Origin of the sequence: Nitratireductor sp. GZWM139, assembly GCF_030068685.1 — a bacterium.
Taxonomy (GTDB): Bacteria; Pseudomonadota; Alphaproteobacteria; order Rhizobiales; family Rhizobiaceae; genus Nitratireductor; species Nitratireductor aquimarinus.
In genome coordinates this window covers 323,252-338,478 of the sequence record NZ_JAMQML010000002.1, presented here as the reverse complement: position 1 = coordinate 338,478, position 15,227 = coordinate 323,252, and the positions used below count along the sequence as shown (strand labels likewise).

At 62.5% G+C, this 15,227-nt stretch carries 15 protein-coding genes and 1 other RNA gene; 6 read left to right on the top strand and 10 right to left on the bottom strand.

The window, feature by feature from the left end; all coding sequences use genetic code 11:
• Positions 1 to 78: 78 nt before the first annotated feature.
• Positions 79 to 861, bottom strand: coding sequence for a GGDEF domain-containing protein (locus NDI72_RS04015; protein ID WP_113155601.1), 783 nt, complete (start codon positions 859 to 861; stop codon positions 79 to 81).
• An 80-nt stretch (positions 862 to 941) separates the two neighbouring features.
• The gene (gene miaA / locus NDI72_RS04010; RefSeq protein WP_283799684.1) at positions 942 to 1,886 is read right to left on the bottom strand and encodes a tRNA (adenosine(37)-N6)-dimethylallyltransferase MiaA; all 945 of its coding nucleotides are present in this window, start codon (positions 1,884 to 1,886) and stop codon (positions 942 to 944) included.
• 29 nt (positions 1,887 to 1,915) lie between these two features.
• On the opposite strand from miaA, the gene serB reads away from it, so the two are divergent.
• Together serB and NDI72_RS04000 are read left to right on the top strand one after the other, a co-directional pair.
• A complete protein-coding gene (gene serB / locus NDI72_RS04005; RefSeq protein ID WP_283799683.1) occupies positions 1,916 to 2,803 on the top strand; it encodes a phosphoserine phosphatase SerB in 888 nt (295 codons plus the stop codon).
• Positions 2,800 to 3,363, top strand: coding sequence for a GNAT family N-acetyltransferase (locus NDI72_RS04000; protein ID WP_283799682.1), 564 nt, complete (start codon positions 2,800 to 2,802; stop codon positions 3,361 to 3,363). The genes serB and NDI72_RS04000 overlap by 4 nt, the downstream gene beginning before the upstream one ends.
• 90 nt (positions 3,364 to 3,453) lie before the next feature.
• Here the strand turns inward: NDI72_RS04000 and NDI72_RS03995 are convergent, their stop codons facing one another.
• The 7 genes from NDI72_RS03995 to NDI72_RS03965 all read right to left on the bottom strand — a co-directional run bounded on the left by NDI72_RS03995 (position 3,454) and on the right by NDI72_RS03965 (position 9,306).
• On the bottom strand, positions 3,454 to 4,953 hold the full coding sequence (locus NDI72_RS03995) for a DegQ family serine endoprotease (protein ID WP_206543864.1): 1,500 nt from the start codon (positions 4,951 to 4,953) through the stop codon (positions 3,454 to 3,456).
• 167 nt (positions 4,954 to 5,120) lie between these two features.
• The gene (locus NDI72_RS03990) at positions 5,121 to 5,306 is read right to left on the bottom strand and encodes a DUF2065 domain-containing protein (RefSeq protein ID WP_206543865.1); all 186 of its coding nucleotides are present in this window, start codon (positions 5,304 to 5,306) and stop codon (positions 5,121 to 5,123) included.
• 12 nt (positions 5,307 to 5,318) lie between these two features.
• Entirely contained in the window at positions 5,319 to 6,257 is a 939-nt protein-coding gene (gene hflC, locus NDI72_RS03985) for a protease modulator HflC (protein ID WP_206543866.1), read from the bottom strand.
• Positions 6,257 to 7,357, bottom strand: coding sequence for an FtsH protease activity modulator HflK (hflK, locus tag NDI72_RS03980; protein ID WP_206543867.1), 1,101 nt, complete (start codon positions 7,355 to 7,357; stop codon positions 6,257 to 6,259). The genes hflC and hflK overlap by 1 nt, the downstream gene beginning before the upstream one ends.
• A 147-nt stretch (positions 7,358 to 7,504) precedes the next feature.
• Positions 7,505 to 7,999, bottom strand: coding sequence for a dihydrofolate reductase (locus tag NDI72_RS03975; RefSeq protein ID WP_206543868.1), 495 nt, complete (start codon positions 7,997 to 7,999; stop codon positions 7,505 to 7,507).
• Between the two features lie 14 nt (positions 8,000 to 8,013).
• Positions 8,014 to 8,808 carry a thymidylate synthase gene (locus NDI72_RS03970; RefSeq protein ID WP_113155610.1) on the bottom strand — a complete coding sequence of 265 codons (795 nt, stop codon included), beginning with the start codon at positions 8,806 to 8,808 and terminating at the stop codon, positions 8,014 to 8,016.
• Positions 8,809 to 8,994: 186 nt separating this feature from the next.
• A complete protein-coding gene (locus NDI72_RS03965) occupies positions 8,995 to 9,306 on the bottom strand; it encodes a DUF2853 family protein (RefSeq protein ID WP_283799679.1) in 312 nt (103 codons plus the stop codon).
• Positions 9,307 to 9,464: 158 nt separating this feature from the next.
• Here NDI72_RS03965 and ssrA point away from each other — a divergent pair.
• The 4 genes from ssrA (at position 9,465) to NDI72_RS03945 (ending at position 11,125) form a co-directional block, all read left to right on the top strand.
• Positions 9,465 to 9,832: a transfer-messenger RNA gene (ssrA, locus tag NDI72_RS03960) on the top strand.
• A 269-nt stretch (positions 9,833 to 10,101) separates the two neighbouring features.
• The gene (locus tag NDI72_RS03955) at positions 10,102 to 10,689 is read left to right on the top strand and encodes an SspB family protein (protein ID WP_283799677.1); all 588 of its coding nucleotides are present in this window, start codon (positions 10,102 to 10,104) and stop codon (positions 10,687 to 10,689) included.
• 2 nt (positions 10,690 to 10,691) lie between these two features.
• Positions 10,692 to 10,889, top strand: coding sequence for a DUF4169 family protein (locus NDI72_RS03950; RefSeq protein WP_206543872.1), 198 nt, complete (start codon positions 10,692 to 10,694; stop codon positions 10,887 to 10,889).
• Positions 10,886 to 11,125 (top strand): ribbon-helix-helix domain-containing protein, encoded by a 240-nt coding sequence (locus tag NDI72_RS03945; RefSeq protein WP_206543873.1) that lies wholly within the window; start codon positions 10,886 to 10,888, stop codon positions 11,123 to 11,125. The genes NDI72_RS03950 and NDI72_RS03945 overlap by 4 nt, the downstream gene beginning before the upstream one ends.
• Positions 11,126 to 11,157: 32 nt before the next feature.
• On the opposite strand, the gene NDI72_RS03940 is transcribed toward NDI72_RS03945, so the two are convergent.
• A complete protein-coding gene (locus tag NDI72_RS03940; RefSeq protein ID WP_283799724.1) occupies positions 11,158 to 15,021 on the bottom strand; it encodes an AsmA family protein in 3,864 nt (1,287 codons plus the stop codon).
• Positions 15,022 to 15,227 lie beyond the last annotated feature (206 nt).

Below are 15,227 nucleotides of genomic sequence, written 5' to 3'. Positions count from 1 at the left end.
CGCCACGCATGCGGTAGCGCGCCACGCGCCAGCGCAGCGTTCAGCTCTTTCAGTTGAGCGTAGGGAAAGTGTCGCCTCTCAGGCGCAGACGCGGTTACGGCCCAGGCGTTTGGCCTCATAGAGCATCTTGTCGGCACGACGGTAGAATTCCTCAGCCGATTCCCGTCCGTCCCAGATGGACAGGCCGACGCTGATCGTCACCCGGATGTTCACATTGCTCGCTTCGATCAACAGCTGTGACACGGCGCGGCGGATGCGCTCGGCAAGCTTGACCAGCGATTCATTGTTCATGTTCGGCGCGACCACGGCAAATTCCTCGCCGCCCATGCGCGCGACCACATCATGATAGCGGGTCAGGTCTTTAAGGCAGCGCGCCACTTCGCGCAGCACATCGTCGCCCACATCGTGACCATGCGTGTCGTTGACCTGCTTGAAATGATCGAGATCGAGAACCATCAGGCCGACCGGCTTTTCGATGCGGCGGAACTCCTGCAGATATTCGCGCAGCGCATCATCGAAGAAGCGCCGGTTCTGCATGCCTGTCAGGCTGTCGGTCAGGGCGGCGTGCTGAAGGGATTCCGAACGGGCGCTCAGCGTTTCCGTCATGGCCCGTAACTTCCCCTCCTCGCGCACCTGGGTGCGGATCAGCGGATAGATGAAGAAGATACCGAAAATGATGGCGGTCGCCAGAAGGACGCCGGTGACGAACAGAATCTGGATAAAACTCTTCAGATCCTGCGGAGCCGGAAAAATGCTGATGTCGGAGCGTAAAAGCCAATAGGCGTAGGCAAGCAGGGCACCCGCGCCCAGCACCAGCAAAATGAAAACAAAGAACGCGGATTCCGCTTTGTGGAAACGCATGCCTGCCCCGAATGACACCCTTTATCGCCTTCTCGCACAGTCTCACTTACGCAAGGTTAATCTCCACAGGCGGAATGCTTCTATTCCGCCGGTTTGGCGCTCGCCTGAAGAACCCCGGCAAGACTTCGCGGAAGCGCGTTTTCCGAAGAAAGCGGCACACGGAGCCAGTCTTCGCCAAGCTGGTTGCGGAACCAGGTGCCCTGGCGTTTGGAATAGCGCCGCGTGGCGGTTTTCGCCCTCTCGATTGCGTCTTCCAGCGTGCATTCATTTTTGAGACAGGCCGCCAGTTCGGGCACGCCAATGGCTTTCATCGCCGGCAGTTCGGGTGGCAGATCAAGCGCCAGCAGCGCCTTCACCTCTTCCAGAGCGCCCTCCTCCACCATGCGGTCGAAGCGCTGGCCGATGCGCTGTCTGACAAATTCGCGTTCCGGCTCCAGAACAATGCAGCGGCTGGATGCCCGGTCGACCAGCGGCGGCGTGTTTTCCTGCTGCCAGGCGCTCAGCGGACGCCCCGAAGCCTCGAAAACCTCGAGCGCGCGCGTGATGCGCTGCGCATCGCCCGTGCCGATGGCGGAAGCGGCGTCAGGGTCGCGCTCGGCCAGAAGCCCGTGCAGCGCCTCCGGCCCGTCTTTCTCCATGCGCTGACGCCAGTGCCGGCGCACCGCATCGGGCACCGGCGGCACCGGCGCCATGCCTTCCAGAAGCGCGCGGAAGTAAAGCCCCGTGCCGCCGACGAAGACGGGACGCTTTCCTTCGAGCGCACCGCTCTCGACAAGCTTCGCCACATCGTCGAGCCACGCGCCCGTGGAATAGGCGACCGATGGCGGCACATGCCCATAGAGAAAGTGCGGCACGCGTTTAAGGTCATCGGCAGAGGGCCGCGCGGTCAGAAGCGAAAGCACGTCATAGACCTGCATGGAATCGGCGTTGATCACCACCCCGCCCGTTTCCTGCGCAAGCGCCAGCGCCAGAGCGGACTTGCCGCTGGCAGTCGGCCCCGCTATCAGGATCGCATTATTCAACATGCCCGCCGCTCACTATTCCGGAAACGCTCATGTCCCTCGTCGCCACACTCATCTCTCATCCGGCAAAGCGCGCTCTCACGCCCGCGGTTGCGACTATGGCCATGGAGGCGCTCGATGCAAGCGCCATCGACTGGCTGGGTGAAAACCTGGCCTGCGACATCGCCCTCGCCCCCGGTTCCGATGCCGCAGAGGCCGAAGCACGCCTGCGCGCGGCACTGGCCGGTGCGCCCATCGATGTCGCGGTGCAGAAGACCGACAACCGGCGCAAGAAGATGCTGATCGCCGACATGGATTCCACCATGATCGATCAGGAGTGCATTGATGAACTGGCAGCCGAGCTTGGTCTGAAGGACGCCGTTGCCGGCATCACACGGCGCGCGATGAATGGCGAGATCGCTTTCGAACCGGCGTTGGAAGAGCGCGTCGGGCTCTTAAAAGGCCTGCCGCTCAACGTCATCGACAGCGTGATCGAAAAGCGCATCACGCTCGCTTCCGGCGGCCCGGCGCTCGTCGCCACGATGAAAGCCGCAGGCGCATTCACCGCCCTCGTCTCGGGCGGATTCGAACAGTTCACCGGGCCGGTCGGCGCAAAACTCGGCTTCCACACGCAGCAGGCCAACCATCTTTTGACCGATGGTGACCGGCTGAGCGGTGAGGTCCGGAAACCCATTCTGGGGCGGGAGGCAAAGGCCGTCGCGCTAAACCGCTTTGCCGCAGAACACGGCCTGACGCCGGACGATGTGCTGGCCGTGGGTGACGGCGCCAATGATCTCGACATGCTGGTTCTGGCCGGCCTCGGCGTTGCCCTCCATGCCAAGCCCTCTGTTGCGGAACAGGCGCGGGTGCGCATCGACCATGGCGACCTCACCGCCCTTCTCTTCCTGCAGGGCTATCGCGAAGCGGACTTCGTCACATGACGCTTCTTGAGACCGAGCGCCTGATCCTGCGCAACTGGGGCGAGGAAGACCGCGCCTTCTTCCACCACATCAACTCCGATGAGACGATCATGGAGTTCTTCCCCTATCGTCGCAGCCGCGAGGACGCCGACGCAGCGATGGATTTCATCCGCGATGGCATCGAACAGAACGGTTTCGGCTTTGCAGCGGTGGAACTGAAGGAAACCGGCGACCTTATCGGCTTTGTTGGGCTGCATCGCCCGCGCGGGCTCTCCAACCTGCCCGAAGACGCCATCGAGATCGGCTGGAGGCTTGCGCCTGAATTCTGGGGCAAGGGCTATGTCAGCGAGGCTGCGCGCGCATGGCTCGCCCACGGTTTCGAAACGCTCGGCCTTGATGAAATCGTTTCGTTTGCGGTTGCCGGCAATGAGCGCTCCACCGCCGTCATGCGCCGCATCGGTATGCGCCACGACGCGGCTGACGATTTCGACCATCCCGCCGTGCCCGACACGCACCCCGGGCTGAAGCGCCACGTGCTCTACCGCCTGTCCCGCGCGGACTGGAAAGCCCGGCAGGCATAGCCGGCACTTTTCTCCCCAAATATAAGAGAACGGCCCGGAAACCATCGTTTCCGGGCCGTTTTGCATTGATCTGGCAAGATTGCCTGAAGATCAGTCCATCCGCAGCGTCACGAAGCGCAGCTCGCCATTCTTGGAAGCCAGCATCAGAAGCGCATTGCGGCGACCCTGCCCTTTCAGCTCCTCAAGACGGTCCAGCGCCTCCTTCGGCGTGGAGACCGTCGCCTGGGCGATCTCGACAATGACATCGCCAACGGCAACGCCCTTGTCTGCGGCAACCGAATCCTCATCCACCTTGGTGATGACGACGCCGTTCACATCGGCCGAAATCTCATACTGCTCGCGCAGCGCGTCATTCAGCTCGGCCATGTGCATGCCCAGAACGGCAGCAGACGACACGGCTTCGCTCTCGCCGGCCTGCTCATCGCCCGGCGTTTCGGTGGAAGCCAGCTTCTCACTGTCTTCAAGACGGCCGAGCGTGACCTTCACGGTCTCTTCTTCGCCCTTGCGGACAACGGTGACATCCACTTCCTTGCCCACCGGGCTTTCAGCGACGATGCGCGGCAGTTCGCGCACATTCTCGACCGTCTGACCGTCGAAGGTGATGATCACGTCACCGGGCTGGATCGACCCGTCATCGACCGGACCGCCTTCGATCACGCCGCTCACCATCGCACCCATGGCCTCGTCCATGCCGAGGCTCTCGGCAATGTCGTCGGTCACTTCCTGAATGCGAACGCCGAGCCAGCCGCGACGCGTCTCGCCGAACTCGCGCAGCTGATCGACAACCTTGATCGCCAGCGCCGAGGGAATGGAGAAGCCGATGCCAATGGAACCGCCGGTCGGCGAAATGATCGCCGTGTTGATGCCGATCACCTCACCATCCATGTTGAAAAGCGGACCACCGGAATTGCCCCGGTTGATGGCCGCATCCGTCTGGATGAAATCATCATAGGGGCCGGAACCGATTTCGCGGTTGCGGGCCGAAACGATGCCCACCGTCACCGTGCCGCCAAGGCCAAACGGGTTGCCGATGGCCATGACCCAGTCGCCGATGCGCATCCTGTCGGAATCGCCAAACGGCACTTCCTGCAATTCGCGCTTGCTCGCATCCACCTTCAGAACGGCAAGATCCGTCTTGGTGTCGACGCCCAGCAGCTCGGCGTCCAGCTTGCCGCCATCGGTGAAGTTGACGACGATCTCGTCGGCATCGGAGATCACGTGATTGTTGGTGACGACGATGCCTTCCTTGGCGTCGATCACGAAACCCGAGCCCAGGGACTGGGCCTGACGCGGACCACGATCGGCCTCCGGCTCATCCTGAAAGAAATCGTCGAAGAACTCCTGCAGGGGCGAGCCCTCGGGCAGCTTGGGCAGCGGCACCCGGCCGGAGCTTCCACCACCTGCGGAGCGCGAGGTGGAAATGTTGACCACCGCGCCGGCAAGCCGCTCGGCAAGGTCGGCAACCGAGGCAGGGCCTTCCGCCCGCGCTTCCTGCGCAACGATGACCGGCGTTGCGGCAAGACCTCCAAGCGCAAGGAGAGCGGCCACTGGCGCCACCCGCGTGGCGCGTAAAATCTTGGATGGGGTCATAAAGAGCATTTCTCCAGATGGCTTGCTTGGTGGAACGACGATTGGCCGGAATTCTACGCCCTATGCTGGGCCGATTCCATTAACAGGCGCTTCAAATTTCCATGATTCGCCGTGATTACGGCACGTTTGCGGCCCGCACGGGATTTCCGTACGGGCCGCAAAATGTTTCATCCTCTGACGAGCCAGACCAAGAACACCCCCAGCATCATGGCGGTGATGCCGGCAGTGCGAAGCGCACTGTCCGGCATTTCGAGGACCTGCTCGGCAAGCCTCTTGGCCAGCCCTGGCATGCCGCCGTAGACCAGACCCTCGATAACGAGGACAAGGCCCAGAGCGGCAAGGAAGTCGCTCATGTCGACCGCCGGCTACTGGCCGGCCGTCGCGCCCTGTGCGGCCGGAGCCGCCGGAGCGGATGAGCCCGAGGCACCGCCGGTCGAGTCGTTGAAGAAGCGGAAGAACTCCGAATCCGGCGAAAGCAGCATGGTCGTGCCTTCCGGGTTCAGCGCCTGCTGGTAAGCATTCATCGAACGATAGAACTCGAAGAAGTCCTCATCGCGCGAGAAAGCATCGGCGAAGATGGCGTTGCGCTCTGCTTCGCCCTCACCACGCAGGATTTCCGATTCACGCTGTGCAGCAGCCAGGATCTCGACGACCTCACGGTCGGCGCGGGCGCGGATGCGGGCAGCGGCCTCACGACCACGGGCACGCAGGCGCTCGGCCTCGGCCAGACGCTCGGCCTTCATCCGGTCATAGGTCTGCTGAGAAACCTCTGCCGTCAGATCGGTCCGGCGAATGCGCACGTCTTCGATCTCCAGACCCAGCGAAGCAGCGGCGGGACGCAGTTCGTCGGCGACTTCACGCATCATCGATGCGCGCTCTTCAGAAAGTGCAGCCTCAAAGCCGCGACGGCCATAGACACCGCGCAGGGCGGAGTCGAGACGCGTGCGCAGACGCTGCTCGGCAAGAGCGACACTACCCGAAACGGCCTGCCGGAAACGGCGGGGATCGCTGATCGAGTAAGCGATGAAGGCGTCCACTTCGTAGAATTTACCACCCGAGACCTGAACGCGGATATCGTCGAGGTCGAAGCGCAGAATGCGGTCTTCGATGATCTGGACGTTGTCCGCTTCGAGGAAGCCGAACGGAAGTTTGAAGTAGAGACCCGGCTCGGTCTTCACATCGACGATTTCACCGAAGCGAAGAACGATGGCCTGCTGGCGTTCATTGACCACGAAGATCGACGAATAGACCAGGAACAGGATGACCGCGCCAATGACGACGAGAATGGGGAAACGGTTGGACATCAGTTGCTCCCTCCCGCAGTCGTGCGCGGCTGCGATTGCTGGCGAAGTTCAGGCAGCGGCAGATAGGGCACAACGCCCGAACCGCCATCCTGGCCGACAATCACCTTGTTCGAGCCCTGAAGCACGTTTTCCATGGTTTCGAGGAACAGCCTCTTGCGTGTCACGGCCGGGGCCTTTGCGTACTCGTCATAGACGGAGACGAAGCGCTGGGCCTCACCTTCGGCTTCCTGCACGACGCGGTTTTTATAGGCCGCGGCTTCTTCGCGAATCTGGGCCGCTTCACCACGGGCCTGACCGAGCTGCTGGTTGGAGTACTGGTTGGATTCCTCAACGAAGCGGTCTTCATCCTGCTCGGCGCGCTGCACCTCGTCGAACGCATCGGCCACTTCGCGCGGCGGCGCAGCGTCCTCGATCGACAGGGCGTTGACCGTCAGACCCGTGCCATATTCGTCAAGCGCGGTCTGGATGGTCGTGCGCACATCCTCGGCAATGCCCTGACGGTCATCACGGAAGATGTCCTGAGCCGGCCTGCGACCGACAACCTCACGCATGGCGCTTTCGGCAACCTGGCGCAGGGTTTCGTCGGGATTGGCGACATTGAACAGATAGGCTGAAGGATCGGCAACCTGATAGGCGACGGAGAACTTCACGTCGACGATGTTCTGGTCACCGGACAGCATGAGACCGCTGGACGTGCCGCCCCGCGTCTCACCAATGTCCACCAGACGCTCGGCGACCGTGGCCTTCTCGACCGTTTCGATCGGCCACCAATGGAAGTGCAGGCCCGGCTCGGAGAGTTCCGGCTTCGGCTTACCGAAACGCAGTTCCACCGCCAGTTCGTCCGGCTGAACCGTGTAAACGGATTTGAACAGCCACAGACCGGCCAACGCAACGAGCACCAGAACGATCATGGCCGGGCTGACGCCACCGCCACCGGGCAGTGCGTTCTTCAACCGGTCCTGTCCGCGTTTGATGATCTCTTCCAGATCGGGCGGAGATCCCTGCGGTCCGCTCGGCCCACGCGGTCCCTGGTCCCAGGGCCCCCCGTTATTGCCGCCGCCCCAAGGGCCGCCTCCGCCACTTTGATTGTTCCAGGGCATTCGTGTTCCTTTTCTTGATCCGGGCTCCGGCCCAAAGGCCAGCTCTCCCATCCGGTCAGTTATAGGTAGCGGCAAATCCCCTTTCAACGCGGCAGCCCGCCGCGTTCCCTGATCTTTGCAGGGAAAAGAGTGCCTTGCCCAGCCTGTTCAGCGCCGTTGGTAGACCACATAGGTTGTGGCGTAAACGTCCTTTTCGCCTTCGGGCACGTCCTCACGCGAGACTTCTTCCCAGATTTCCGGGTCGATTTCGGGAAACACCGTATCACCGTCGATCTCGGCATGCACATGCGTGACATGCAGACGGTCGGCCATCTCCATCGCCTCGCGGTAGATCTGCCCGCCGCCGATGACGCAGACATCGGCCTTCGCATCGCCACCGCCAGCCAGCGCAAGCGCAACGGCAAGCGAAGAGACGCATTCCGCACCTTCAGCCTCGTATCCCGCCTGCCGCGTGATGACGATGTTGCGCCGTCCCGGCAGCGGTCTGCCGATGCTTTCCCAGGTCTTGCGCCCCATGACCACGGGCTTGCCCGTGGTGATCGCCTTGAAGCGCTTCAGATCAGTCGACAGCCGCCACGGCAGGTCGCCCTCGCGGCCGATCACACCGTTTTCGGCCATTGCCACAACCAGTTCGATGCTCATCGCCCCCTCCCCGCTCAAACGGCAATCGGTGCACGGATCGTCGGATCCGCGACATAGCCATCGAGACGGAAATCCTCAAAGCGGAACGCAAAGAGATCCGTCACATCCGGGTTCATCCACATGGTGGGCAAGGGCTTGGGCGTGCGCGTCAGCTGCTCGCGCGCCTGATCGAAATGGTTGGAATAAAGATGGGCGTCGCCCAGCGTGTGCACAAAATCGCCGGCGCGCAGCCCGGTCACCTGGGCGACCATCATCGTCAAAAGCGCATAGGAGGCGATGTTGAAGGGCACGCCCAGAAAAATGTCGGCGGAGCGCTGGTAGAGCTGGCAGGAAAGCCGCCCGTCGGCCACGTGGAACTGGAAAAGGCAATGGCATGGCGGCAGCGCCATGGAATCCACCTCGGCCGGGTTCCACGCCGACACCACGTGACGCCGCGAATGAGGATTGTCGCGCAAACCTTTCAGAAGATTCGCGATCTGGTCGATATGTCCGCCATCCGGCGCCGGCCAGGAGCGCCACTGCGCACCATAGACGGGCCCCAGATCGCCATTCTCATCCGCCCACTCATCCCAGATGGAAACACCGTTTTCCTTCAGGTAGCGAATGTTGGTGTCGCCCTTCAGAAACCAGAGAAGCTCGTGAATGATCGAACGCAGATGCAGCTTCTTGGTGGTGAGAACGGGAAAGCCTTCTTCCAGATCAAAGCGCATCTGATGGCCGAACACGCCGCGCGTGCCGGTTCCCGTGCGGTCGTCGCGGTCGACACCGTTTTCGAGAACATGGGAAAGAAGATCGAGATACTGGCGCATGGCTGTCCGATTCGGGCTGGCGTTATCGCGCCATCATAAAGCAGCCACCTGCCACGAAAAGTGCGCGCCACAGGGTTTGGCGACGCCATCCACATACGCCGGCGCACATTCGGGCAACAGGGTTAAAGAGAAAGCCGCCCCTCCCCCCGGCAGAAAGAGGCGGCGAAGTTCAGCGAAGCCGGAACCTCAAAGTTCGGAAAGCTGGCCCAGATGCTTCGCAACCAGATAGTAGAACGTCACGCGGCTCTTGGACCGGTCGCCAGACATGGTTTCGCACACGGTCTCGATCACGGCATCGCATTTTGCGGCGTCGGTCTGTCCGAGCTTCTTCATGCACCAGCTGGTGCGAACGCGGTCAAGCTCGCTGGAATCGCTGCAGGAGACCAGGGAGGAATCCCTGTTGCGCAACGCGATGCCAAGATGCTTCACGATCTTGTTGACGATTTCCTCACTCGCGGTGGCATCGTATTTGCGGACATCCGCAAGATAATCGGCCATGATCTTTTCCCTCACTTTTCAACGTGGGTACGCTTCCACAGAAACGGCCGGACCTCACGCAACCTGTGCGTTTGCCAAAGCCGCCTCACACCAAAAAAGACATTTATTAAAGGTTGACGCTAAGTCAATGCGAAAACCCCACGGGTTTCACGCGAAGACCCCTTTTCTTGCGAAGGCCGGGTCACTATATTTGCTGCGTCGGCTTGACCGACTATGGCGATAAACTGCCGGTGAAATAAGCCATTCGGACCCGGGGGCAGTGCCCGGCGCCTCCACCACAAACCGCCGCAGGGCTCCGGCCCAAGGGCGGCTTCTGATGGGGGCGAAACAGGATCGACGAGGGTGTAAAGATCGGACTTTCGCTCGGCATGATACCACCGTTATCGGGTCAAACTAGTAGTTGCAAACGACAACTATGCGGAGGCACGTCTCGCTGCTTAATGCAGTGCGACAGCTTCACTTGAACTCCTAAGGGTTCGCACCTTTAGGCGGGGTCCGGAGGCACCTGGCAACAGAAGCCTCCACTCTTGCCCCGCTCTCGACCTCTCCTTTCAATCTCCCCTTCCCTGCATCGACATTCGCGCACAGACAGCGAAGCTGTCAGGCAATGTCTCCGGCGCATTGCAGCGTCCCGCAGCGATTGTCTGCAATACAGACAAGAGGGCCATGGTTGAAAAAAACTGGTCTGTCAGGCGGGTGGGAGCGTGCGAACAGACATAAGCCGCCTTTTGCCGGTTTACGTGAGCACGGTCCTTGATTAGAGGTAAGTCAAAGATTCAACAACCGGTTCGCAGAATGGCCGAAGACCGCATTAGATACGATATTCTCGCTCAGGATGCGCTGCGTGGCGTCATGCGCAAAGTCCTGACTGAAGTTGCGCGCACGGGGCTTCCCGGCGAGCATCACTTCTTCATCACCTTTCTGACCAATGCACCCGGTGTCCGTGTATCGTCACGCCTGCGTGAACGTTATCCCGAACAGATGACAATCGTGTTGCAGTATCAGTACTGGGACCTGAAAGTCAGCGAGACGGGTTTCGAAGTGGGCCTCTCCTTCGCCGATGTGCCGGAAATGCTGAGCGTTCCCTTCTCTGCAGTGCGCGGGTTCTACGATCCGTCCGTGAATTTCGAGCTGGAATTCGATGTGAAGCCCGAGCAGGAAGACGCTCCCGGCGCCGAGATCACCGCGGTTCACACCGATTGCGACGAGGCGGATGAGGGATCGGCGAAAAAGGCCGGCGCAAAGAAAACCGCCCGCAAGCCGAAGAAGAAGGAAAAGGCCGAAGCGGATGCCGAGACGGCAGCCGATGAGGCAGAAGACGACGCCGGGCCCGGGAACAAGGGTGCGGAAGTGGTTTCCCTGGACGCCTTCCGGAAGAAGTGACGATGGGCGAGCTGGTCAATCTTCGCCAGCGCCGCAAGCAGCGTGCGCGTGCGGAAAAAGAGCAGCGCGCCGCCGAAAACCGCATCCTGCATGGCCGCAGCAAGGCCGAGCGCATGCGCGATGAGAGCGACAGATCGCAGACCATCGCGCAGCTGGACGGGCACCGGCTCACCGGTCGCCCGGAACGCGATCCCAAATGAGCGGAATTGCCAAGCGTTCGGTCAGCATTCGCGGCCACCGCACGAGCATTTCCCTCGAAAAACCATTCCTTCAGGAACTTGAAGCCATAGCCCGGCGGCAGAACATGCCGCTGGCCACGCTGATTGCCGAGGTGGATGAGAACCGCAGCGCGGACAACAATCTGTCCTCCGAGCTTCGCCTCCATGTGCTGCGTGATCTCAAGGCGCGTCTTGAGGAAACGAACGGCAAGGCATGAGAGCCTGCCGGGAGAATTGAGCGGCGACCGCTCTACTGGCCACCGTCCAGAAGTTCGCGCAGACGATCCGCTGAAAGATCCTTGGCCCGGAAAAACTCCGACACCGCATCAGGCGTATTGATGCCGCCTGACGGCGGCTCAAGCGGCGCACGCTCGATCTCTGCTGCGGAGCCATTTCCAGAAGGAGCCGGCGCGACACGCTGCGTGCGCTTAAGGGCTTCGGCGGCGCGAGCGGCTTCCGCCTCGCGGCGGCGGGCCTCTTCAGCCTCCAGCCGGGCCGCTTCCTCGGCTTCACGGCGGCGGGCCTCTTCCGCCTCACGCGCCTTGCGCTCCGCCTCTTCAGCCGCGCGACGCTCGGCCTCCTCGCGCTCCAGCCGGAGTTCGCGCTCAAGCCGCTGCCGCTCGGCTTCGGCCTGCTCGCGCTTGACCTCAAGCTCTGCGAAATAACGCGCTTCACGGCGTAGGCGCTGCTTCTCCAGAAGCACCGACTGCATGCGCTCCACACGCACCTGCTCGCGCTCAAGCGCGCGCTGGGTGAGATACTGCGCCAGAGGTTCGACCGAAAGCCGGGAACCAACAAAGCCGAATGGCCCGGAGGCAACCACCTCGACACGCGGCTCCGCCCCCACCACCGCATCCACACCGGGATCGAAGACCAGCGCGCCATCGGTGGAGACTTCCATCTTCTGCAAATCGGCCGTGGCCGTGGTGCTTAAGGTCGCGCCATCCGTCGCCAGCTGCACGGGCGGCGTGCGCGCCATGCCGCCGGCAATGGTGAAGGCGAATTCCGTTTCGCCTGCGGAAAACTGTCCTTCGCGGATCAGCCGCGGCGCGAAAGCCTCGGTCTTTTCAAGATCGATCCCATTACCCACCGCATCGGCTTCTTCAAGGATCTGCGGCAGCGCCTTCGGGTTCAGCCCGTTGATGACCAGATCCTTCAGCGTCGCGGAACCGGAGCCCGTCAGGGCCGCCGCCATCGCATTCACGCTCTTGCCGCTGGCGGTCACGCTGGCGCGCGCGCTCATGCGCCCTTCCAGGCTGCCCTGCGGCATCAGCGTATCAAGCGCCGTGTCGTTGAGACCGATCTGCGCCGAAAGAAGCCCGGTGCCTGCATTGTTTTTCAGCGTGGCAAAGCCTTCGACGGAACCATCGAACAGGGACGCCTTGAGATCGGAGACCGTCAGCCCCTCATCGTCCAGCCTGAGTTTCAGGCGCGCATCGCGGCCAGCCGAGAGAAATCCCGTCCAAAGCGCATCCGTGCGCAGGTCGAGATTGGCCGAGAACGGCAAAGACACGTCGTTGCCGAATGGCGCCTGCGGCCATGCCCCGTCTTCTTCGCCCGAAAGCACGTCCGGCCCCATGACGAGTTCGGCAGCCGGTGCGAGATCAAAGCGCGTCATGGTGAGCGCGCCATCGATATGCGGCTTGCCGCCATCGAGCGCGATGTTCAGGTCCCCCGTCACACCGCTGCCGGCCACCTCGCCTTCAAGATCGGTCAGAACGGCAAGCTTCTCGCTCCATTCAAGATCAGCGGAAAGCGCAACGGGCATGCCAAGCCCGAAACCGGGCAGAACCACGCCGCCAACGGCAAGCCAGGTTTCAATGTCATCGCTGACAAGCTTCACCTCGCCGTCGAGGGATGGCGCGGAAAGCGCATTGAGCGCCTGCCCCTTGAAGGAGGCGACAAGCCCCTCGCCCATCACCCGCGCCTGCCCGTCAACCGTATCGGCCAGAGAGCCTTCGGCCGAAAGCTCAAGCCGCGCCTCGCCGACCAGACCAAGCGGCAGGGCCGGAATGCCGGCCAGTCCATAAAGAACGGCGGCTTCGTCGTTTCGCGCCGTCAGCGAGAGCTTGAAATCACCGCGCGCCAGATCGTCCTCTGTACCGCTGTCGGAAAGCGAAAGGCTCAGATCCGTGCCGCCGGCAACGCCTTCGGCGCTGACGGCGATGCCCATGGTTTCATCGCCATTCTCGGCGGCACTGGCGACGAGGTTCAGCTCGGCGTCCTGAAGCAGACCGGGAAACGCCTGAACGCGCTGCGCCAGCGCCCTGAAGACACGGTTCTCGGGAAAGCGTCCCGCCAGCGCCAGAACCAGCTCGCCAAGATCGGTCGACAGAACCGTCGCATCGACCTGCCCCGTGGGCATGCCTGCAAAATTGCGCAACTGACCGGTCGCGCTCAGCTGCGCGCCGGCGAACCCGCCGAGCGTCAGCCGGTCGATTTCCAGAACGCCCTCGCGCAGGCGAAGTGCCGTGTCGAGCGTGTTGGCCTGCATGCCCAGCGCCGCCACCGGGCCGGCCTTGATGTCGAGATCCACATCATGGCCCGAAAGCCGGTTCACGCCCGCATCGCTGACAAACAGCGACATGAAGGCCTGAATTCCTTCCAGATCGAGCGCCTCACCGTCGAGCGTTGCATCGAGCCAGGGCTTTGCGTTCTCCGGCTCCCGGCGCTCGACGCGTCCGTTGAAACGCGCGTCACCCAGGATGAGTTCAAGCCCCTCAAAGGTCTGCGCGCGGCGCGAAAGCGCCACATCGGCGCTGAAACCCGCTGCCGGAAGTCGGCGGATCGCATCGTCCACATCGCGCGAAACCCAGGCGGCAAAACCCGAGGGCTGGGCGATTGCCAGAAGCATGTGCCCGTTGAAGCCGAGTTCTTCATCCGTCGCCAGAAATCCGTTCGCCTCGAAGCGGGTGCGCCCGGGAAGTGTGGCCGCAACGGACCCCACCGCCCAGCCGCCCTCGGCGGGTTCGGCGCGCAGTTCGATGTTGCGGATGGTCGTGTCGCCGGCAACGATCGCCGGCAGGTTGATTGCAACCTCGCCCGGTATGGTTGGCGAAGGCACGGCGCGGATCAGTGCGGCAAACGCCTCAAAACGCCTGGCTATATCCAGACCGCCCGACGCGCTGTCGCCGTCATTCTCGCCATCGAAACGCAATTGCGCGCCGTCGGCTGAAATGAAGAAGCGCGGTTCGCCGCCAAGCTCCAGACTGGCCCGCCCCTCGGCGGTGTAAGGCGCGTCGGCCGGCCCCGTCTCGAAACGGAACTGCTCGACCGCCAGACGGTCGTGGCGCAGGTCGAAGAGACCCGTCAGCCGGTTGGTGGCGGCGGCACTCGTCAGCGCCAGCGGCCGCTCGGCCTCCTTGCGCAGCCTGGCCATGGCCTCATCGGAATAGGTGTTGAGCGCAAAGGCGCCGTCATAAAAGGCGGCCCCTTCCTCAATCCGCGCCTGTCCATCGGTGGCGAGCCTGACCGGCAGGTCATCCGGCAGCGCCTCGAAACGCACCCGCATGCGGCCATCATCGCCCAGCGAGCCGGTGGAAACGGAAACGCGCATCGGCATGTCGTCGAGCGAGAGCGTTCCGCCAATACGCCACGGCCCGGCCAGACTGCGGGCGGAAAGCTGCGCATCGATGTCGGTCAGTTCGTGCTGACGCCCGCTTGCCGCATGCGCCAGCGTCACCGAGCCATCGACGATGGAGACATTCTCCAGCGTCACCTGTCGCGCATCGAACGGCCCGGACGGACGCACCGCCCAGTCGATACCGCCATCGGCGGCAATCGCGATCTGCGCATGCGGCCGCGTGAGCTGCATGTCGAAGATCAGCACCTCGCCGCGCAGGAAGGGCGCAAGCTCCGCATGCATGGAGAACTCGTCCACCGTCATGCCCGGCGCCTGCGGCGTCTTCCCGGCCACGACGACATCGGTGAAGGTCAGAGACGGAAACGGCAGAAGCCGCGCGCGCGCAGAGCCTTCCACCCGGACTTCACGGCCAAGCACCCGCCCCGCCTCACGTTCGAAGGCGGAGCGATAATGGTTCCAGTCGATGAAATAGGGAGCCACCAGCGCCGAGGTCAGCGCCAGCACCACAAGTCCACCGAAGAATACGAACAGCCGGGCCAGTTCCGTCTCCTAAATATGCGTCCTCAGCCCCTACACTATGCGTATTTCAGTGGCGTTAAAGGGGCTGCCGCATCGGCCCGAAAATCGGGATCGATTTTCGGAAAGCACGATGCGCAGATTCAACAGGTCAGAGCGTCCTTTGTGCGTCCGAATGGACGCACGGCGCTCTACACCACGCATGGTCGCACAAATCCGGC

Bases quoted from the DNA above. Each gene is read 5' to 3' on its own strand.
- NDI72_RS04015 (WP_113155601.1), bottom strand. From the start codon at position 861: ATGCGTTTCCACAAAGCGGAATCCGCGTTCTTTGTTTTCATTTTGCTG.
- miaA (WP_283799684.1), bottom strand. From the start codon at position 1,886: ATGTTGAATAATGCGATCCTGATAGCGGGGCCGACTGCCAGCGGCAAG.
- serB (WP_283799683.1), top strand. From the start codon at position 1,916: ATGTCCCTCGTCGCCACACTCATCTCTCATCCGGCAAAGCGCGCTCTC.
- NDI72_RS04000 (WP_283799682.1), top strand. From the start codon at position 2,800: ATGACGCTTCTTGAGACCGAGCGCCTGATCCTGCGCAACTGGGGCGAG.
- NDI72_RS03995 (WP_206543864.1), bottom strand. From the start codon at position 4,953: ATGACCCCATCCAAGATTTTACGCGCCACGCGGGTGGCGCCAGTGGCC.
- NDI72_RS03990 (WP_206543865.1), bottom strand. From the start codon at position 5,306: ATGAGCGACTTCCTTGCCGCTCTGGGCCTTGTCCTCGTTATCGAGGGT.
- hflC (WP_206543866.1), bottom strand. From the start codon at position 6,257: ATGTCCAACCGTTTCCCCATTCTCGTCGTCATTGGCGCGGTCATCCTG.
- hflK (WP_206543867.1), bottom strand. From the start codon at position 7,357: ATGCCCTGGAACAATCAAAGTGGCGGAGGCGGCCCTTGGGGCGGCGGC.
- NDI72_RS03975 (WP_206543868.1), bottom strand. From the start codon at position 7,999: ATGAGCATCGAACTGGTTGTGGCAATGGCCGAAAACGGTGTGATCGGC.
- NDI72_RS03970 (WP_113155610.1), bottom strand. From the start codon at position 8,808: ATGCGCCAGTATCTCGATCTTCTTTCCCATGTTCTCGAAAACGGTGTC.
- NDI72_RS03965 (WP_283799679.1), bottom strand. From the start codon at position 9,306: ATGGCCGATTATCTTGCGGATGTCCGCAAATACGATGCCACCGCGAGT.
- NDI72_RS03955 (WP_283799677.1), top strand. From the start codon at position 10,102: ATGGCCGAAGACCGCATTAGATACGATATTCTCGCTCAGGATGCGCTG.
- NDI72_RS03950 (WP_206543872.1), top strand. From the start codon at position 10,692: ATGGGCGAGCTGGTCAATCTTCGCCAGCGCCGCAAGCAGCGTGCGCGT.
- NDI72_RS03945 (WP_206543873.1), top strand. From the start codon at position 10,886: ATGAGCGGAATTGCCAAGCGTTCGGTCAGCATTCGCGGCCACCGCACG.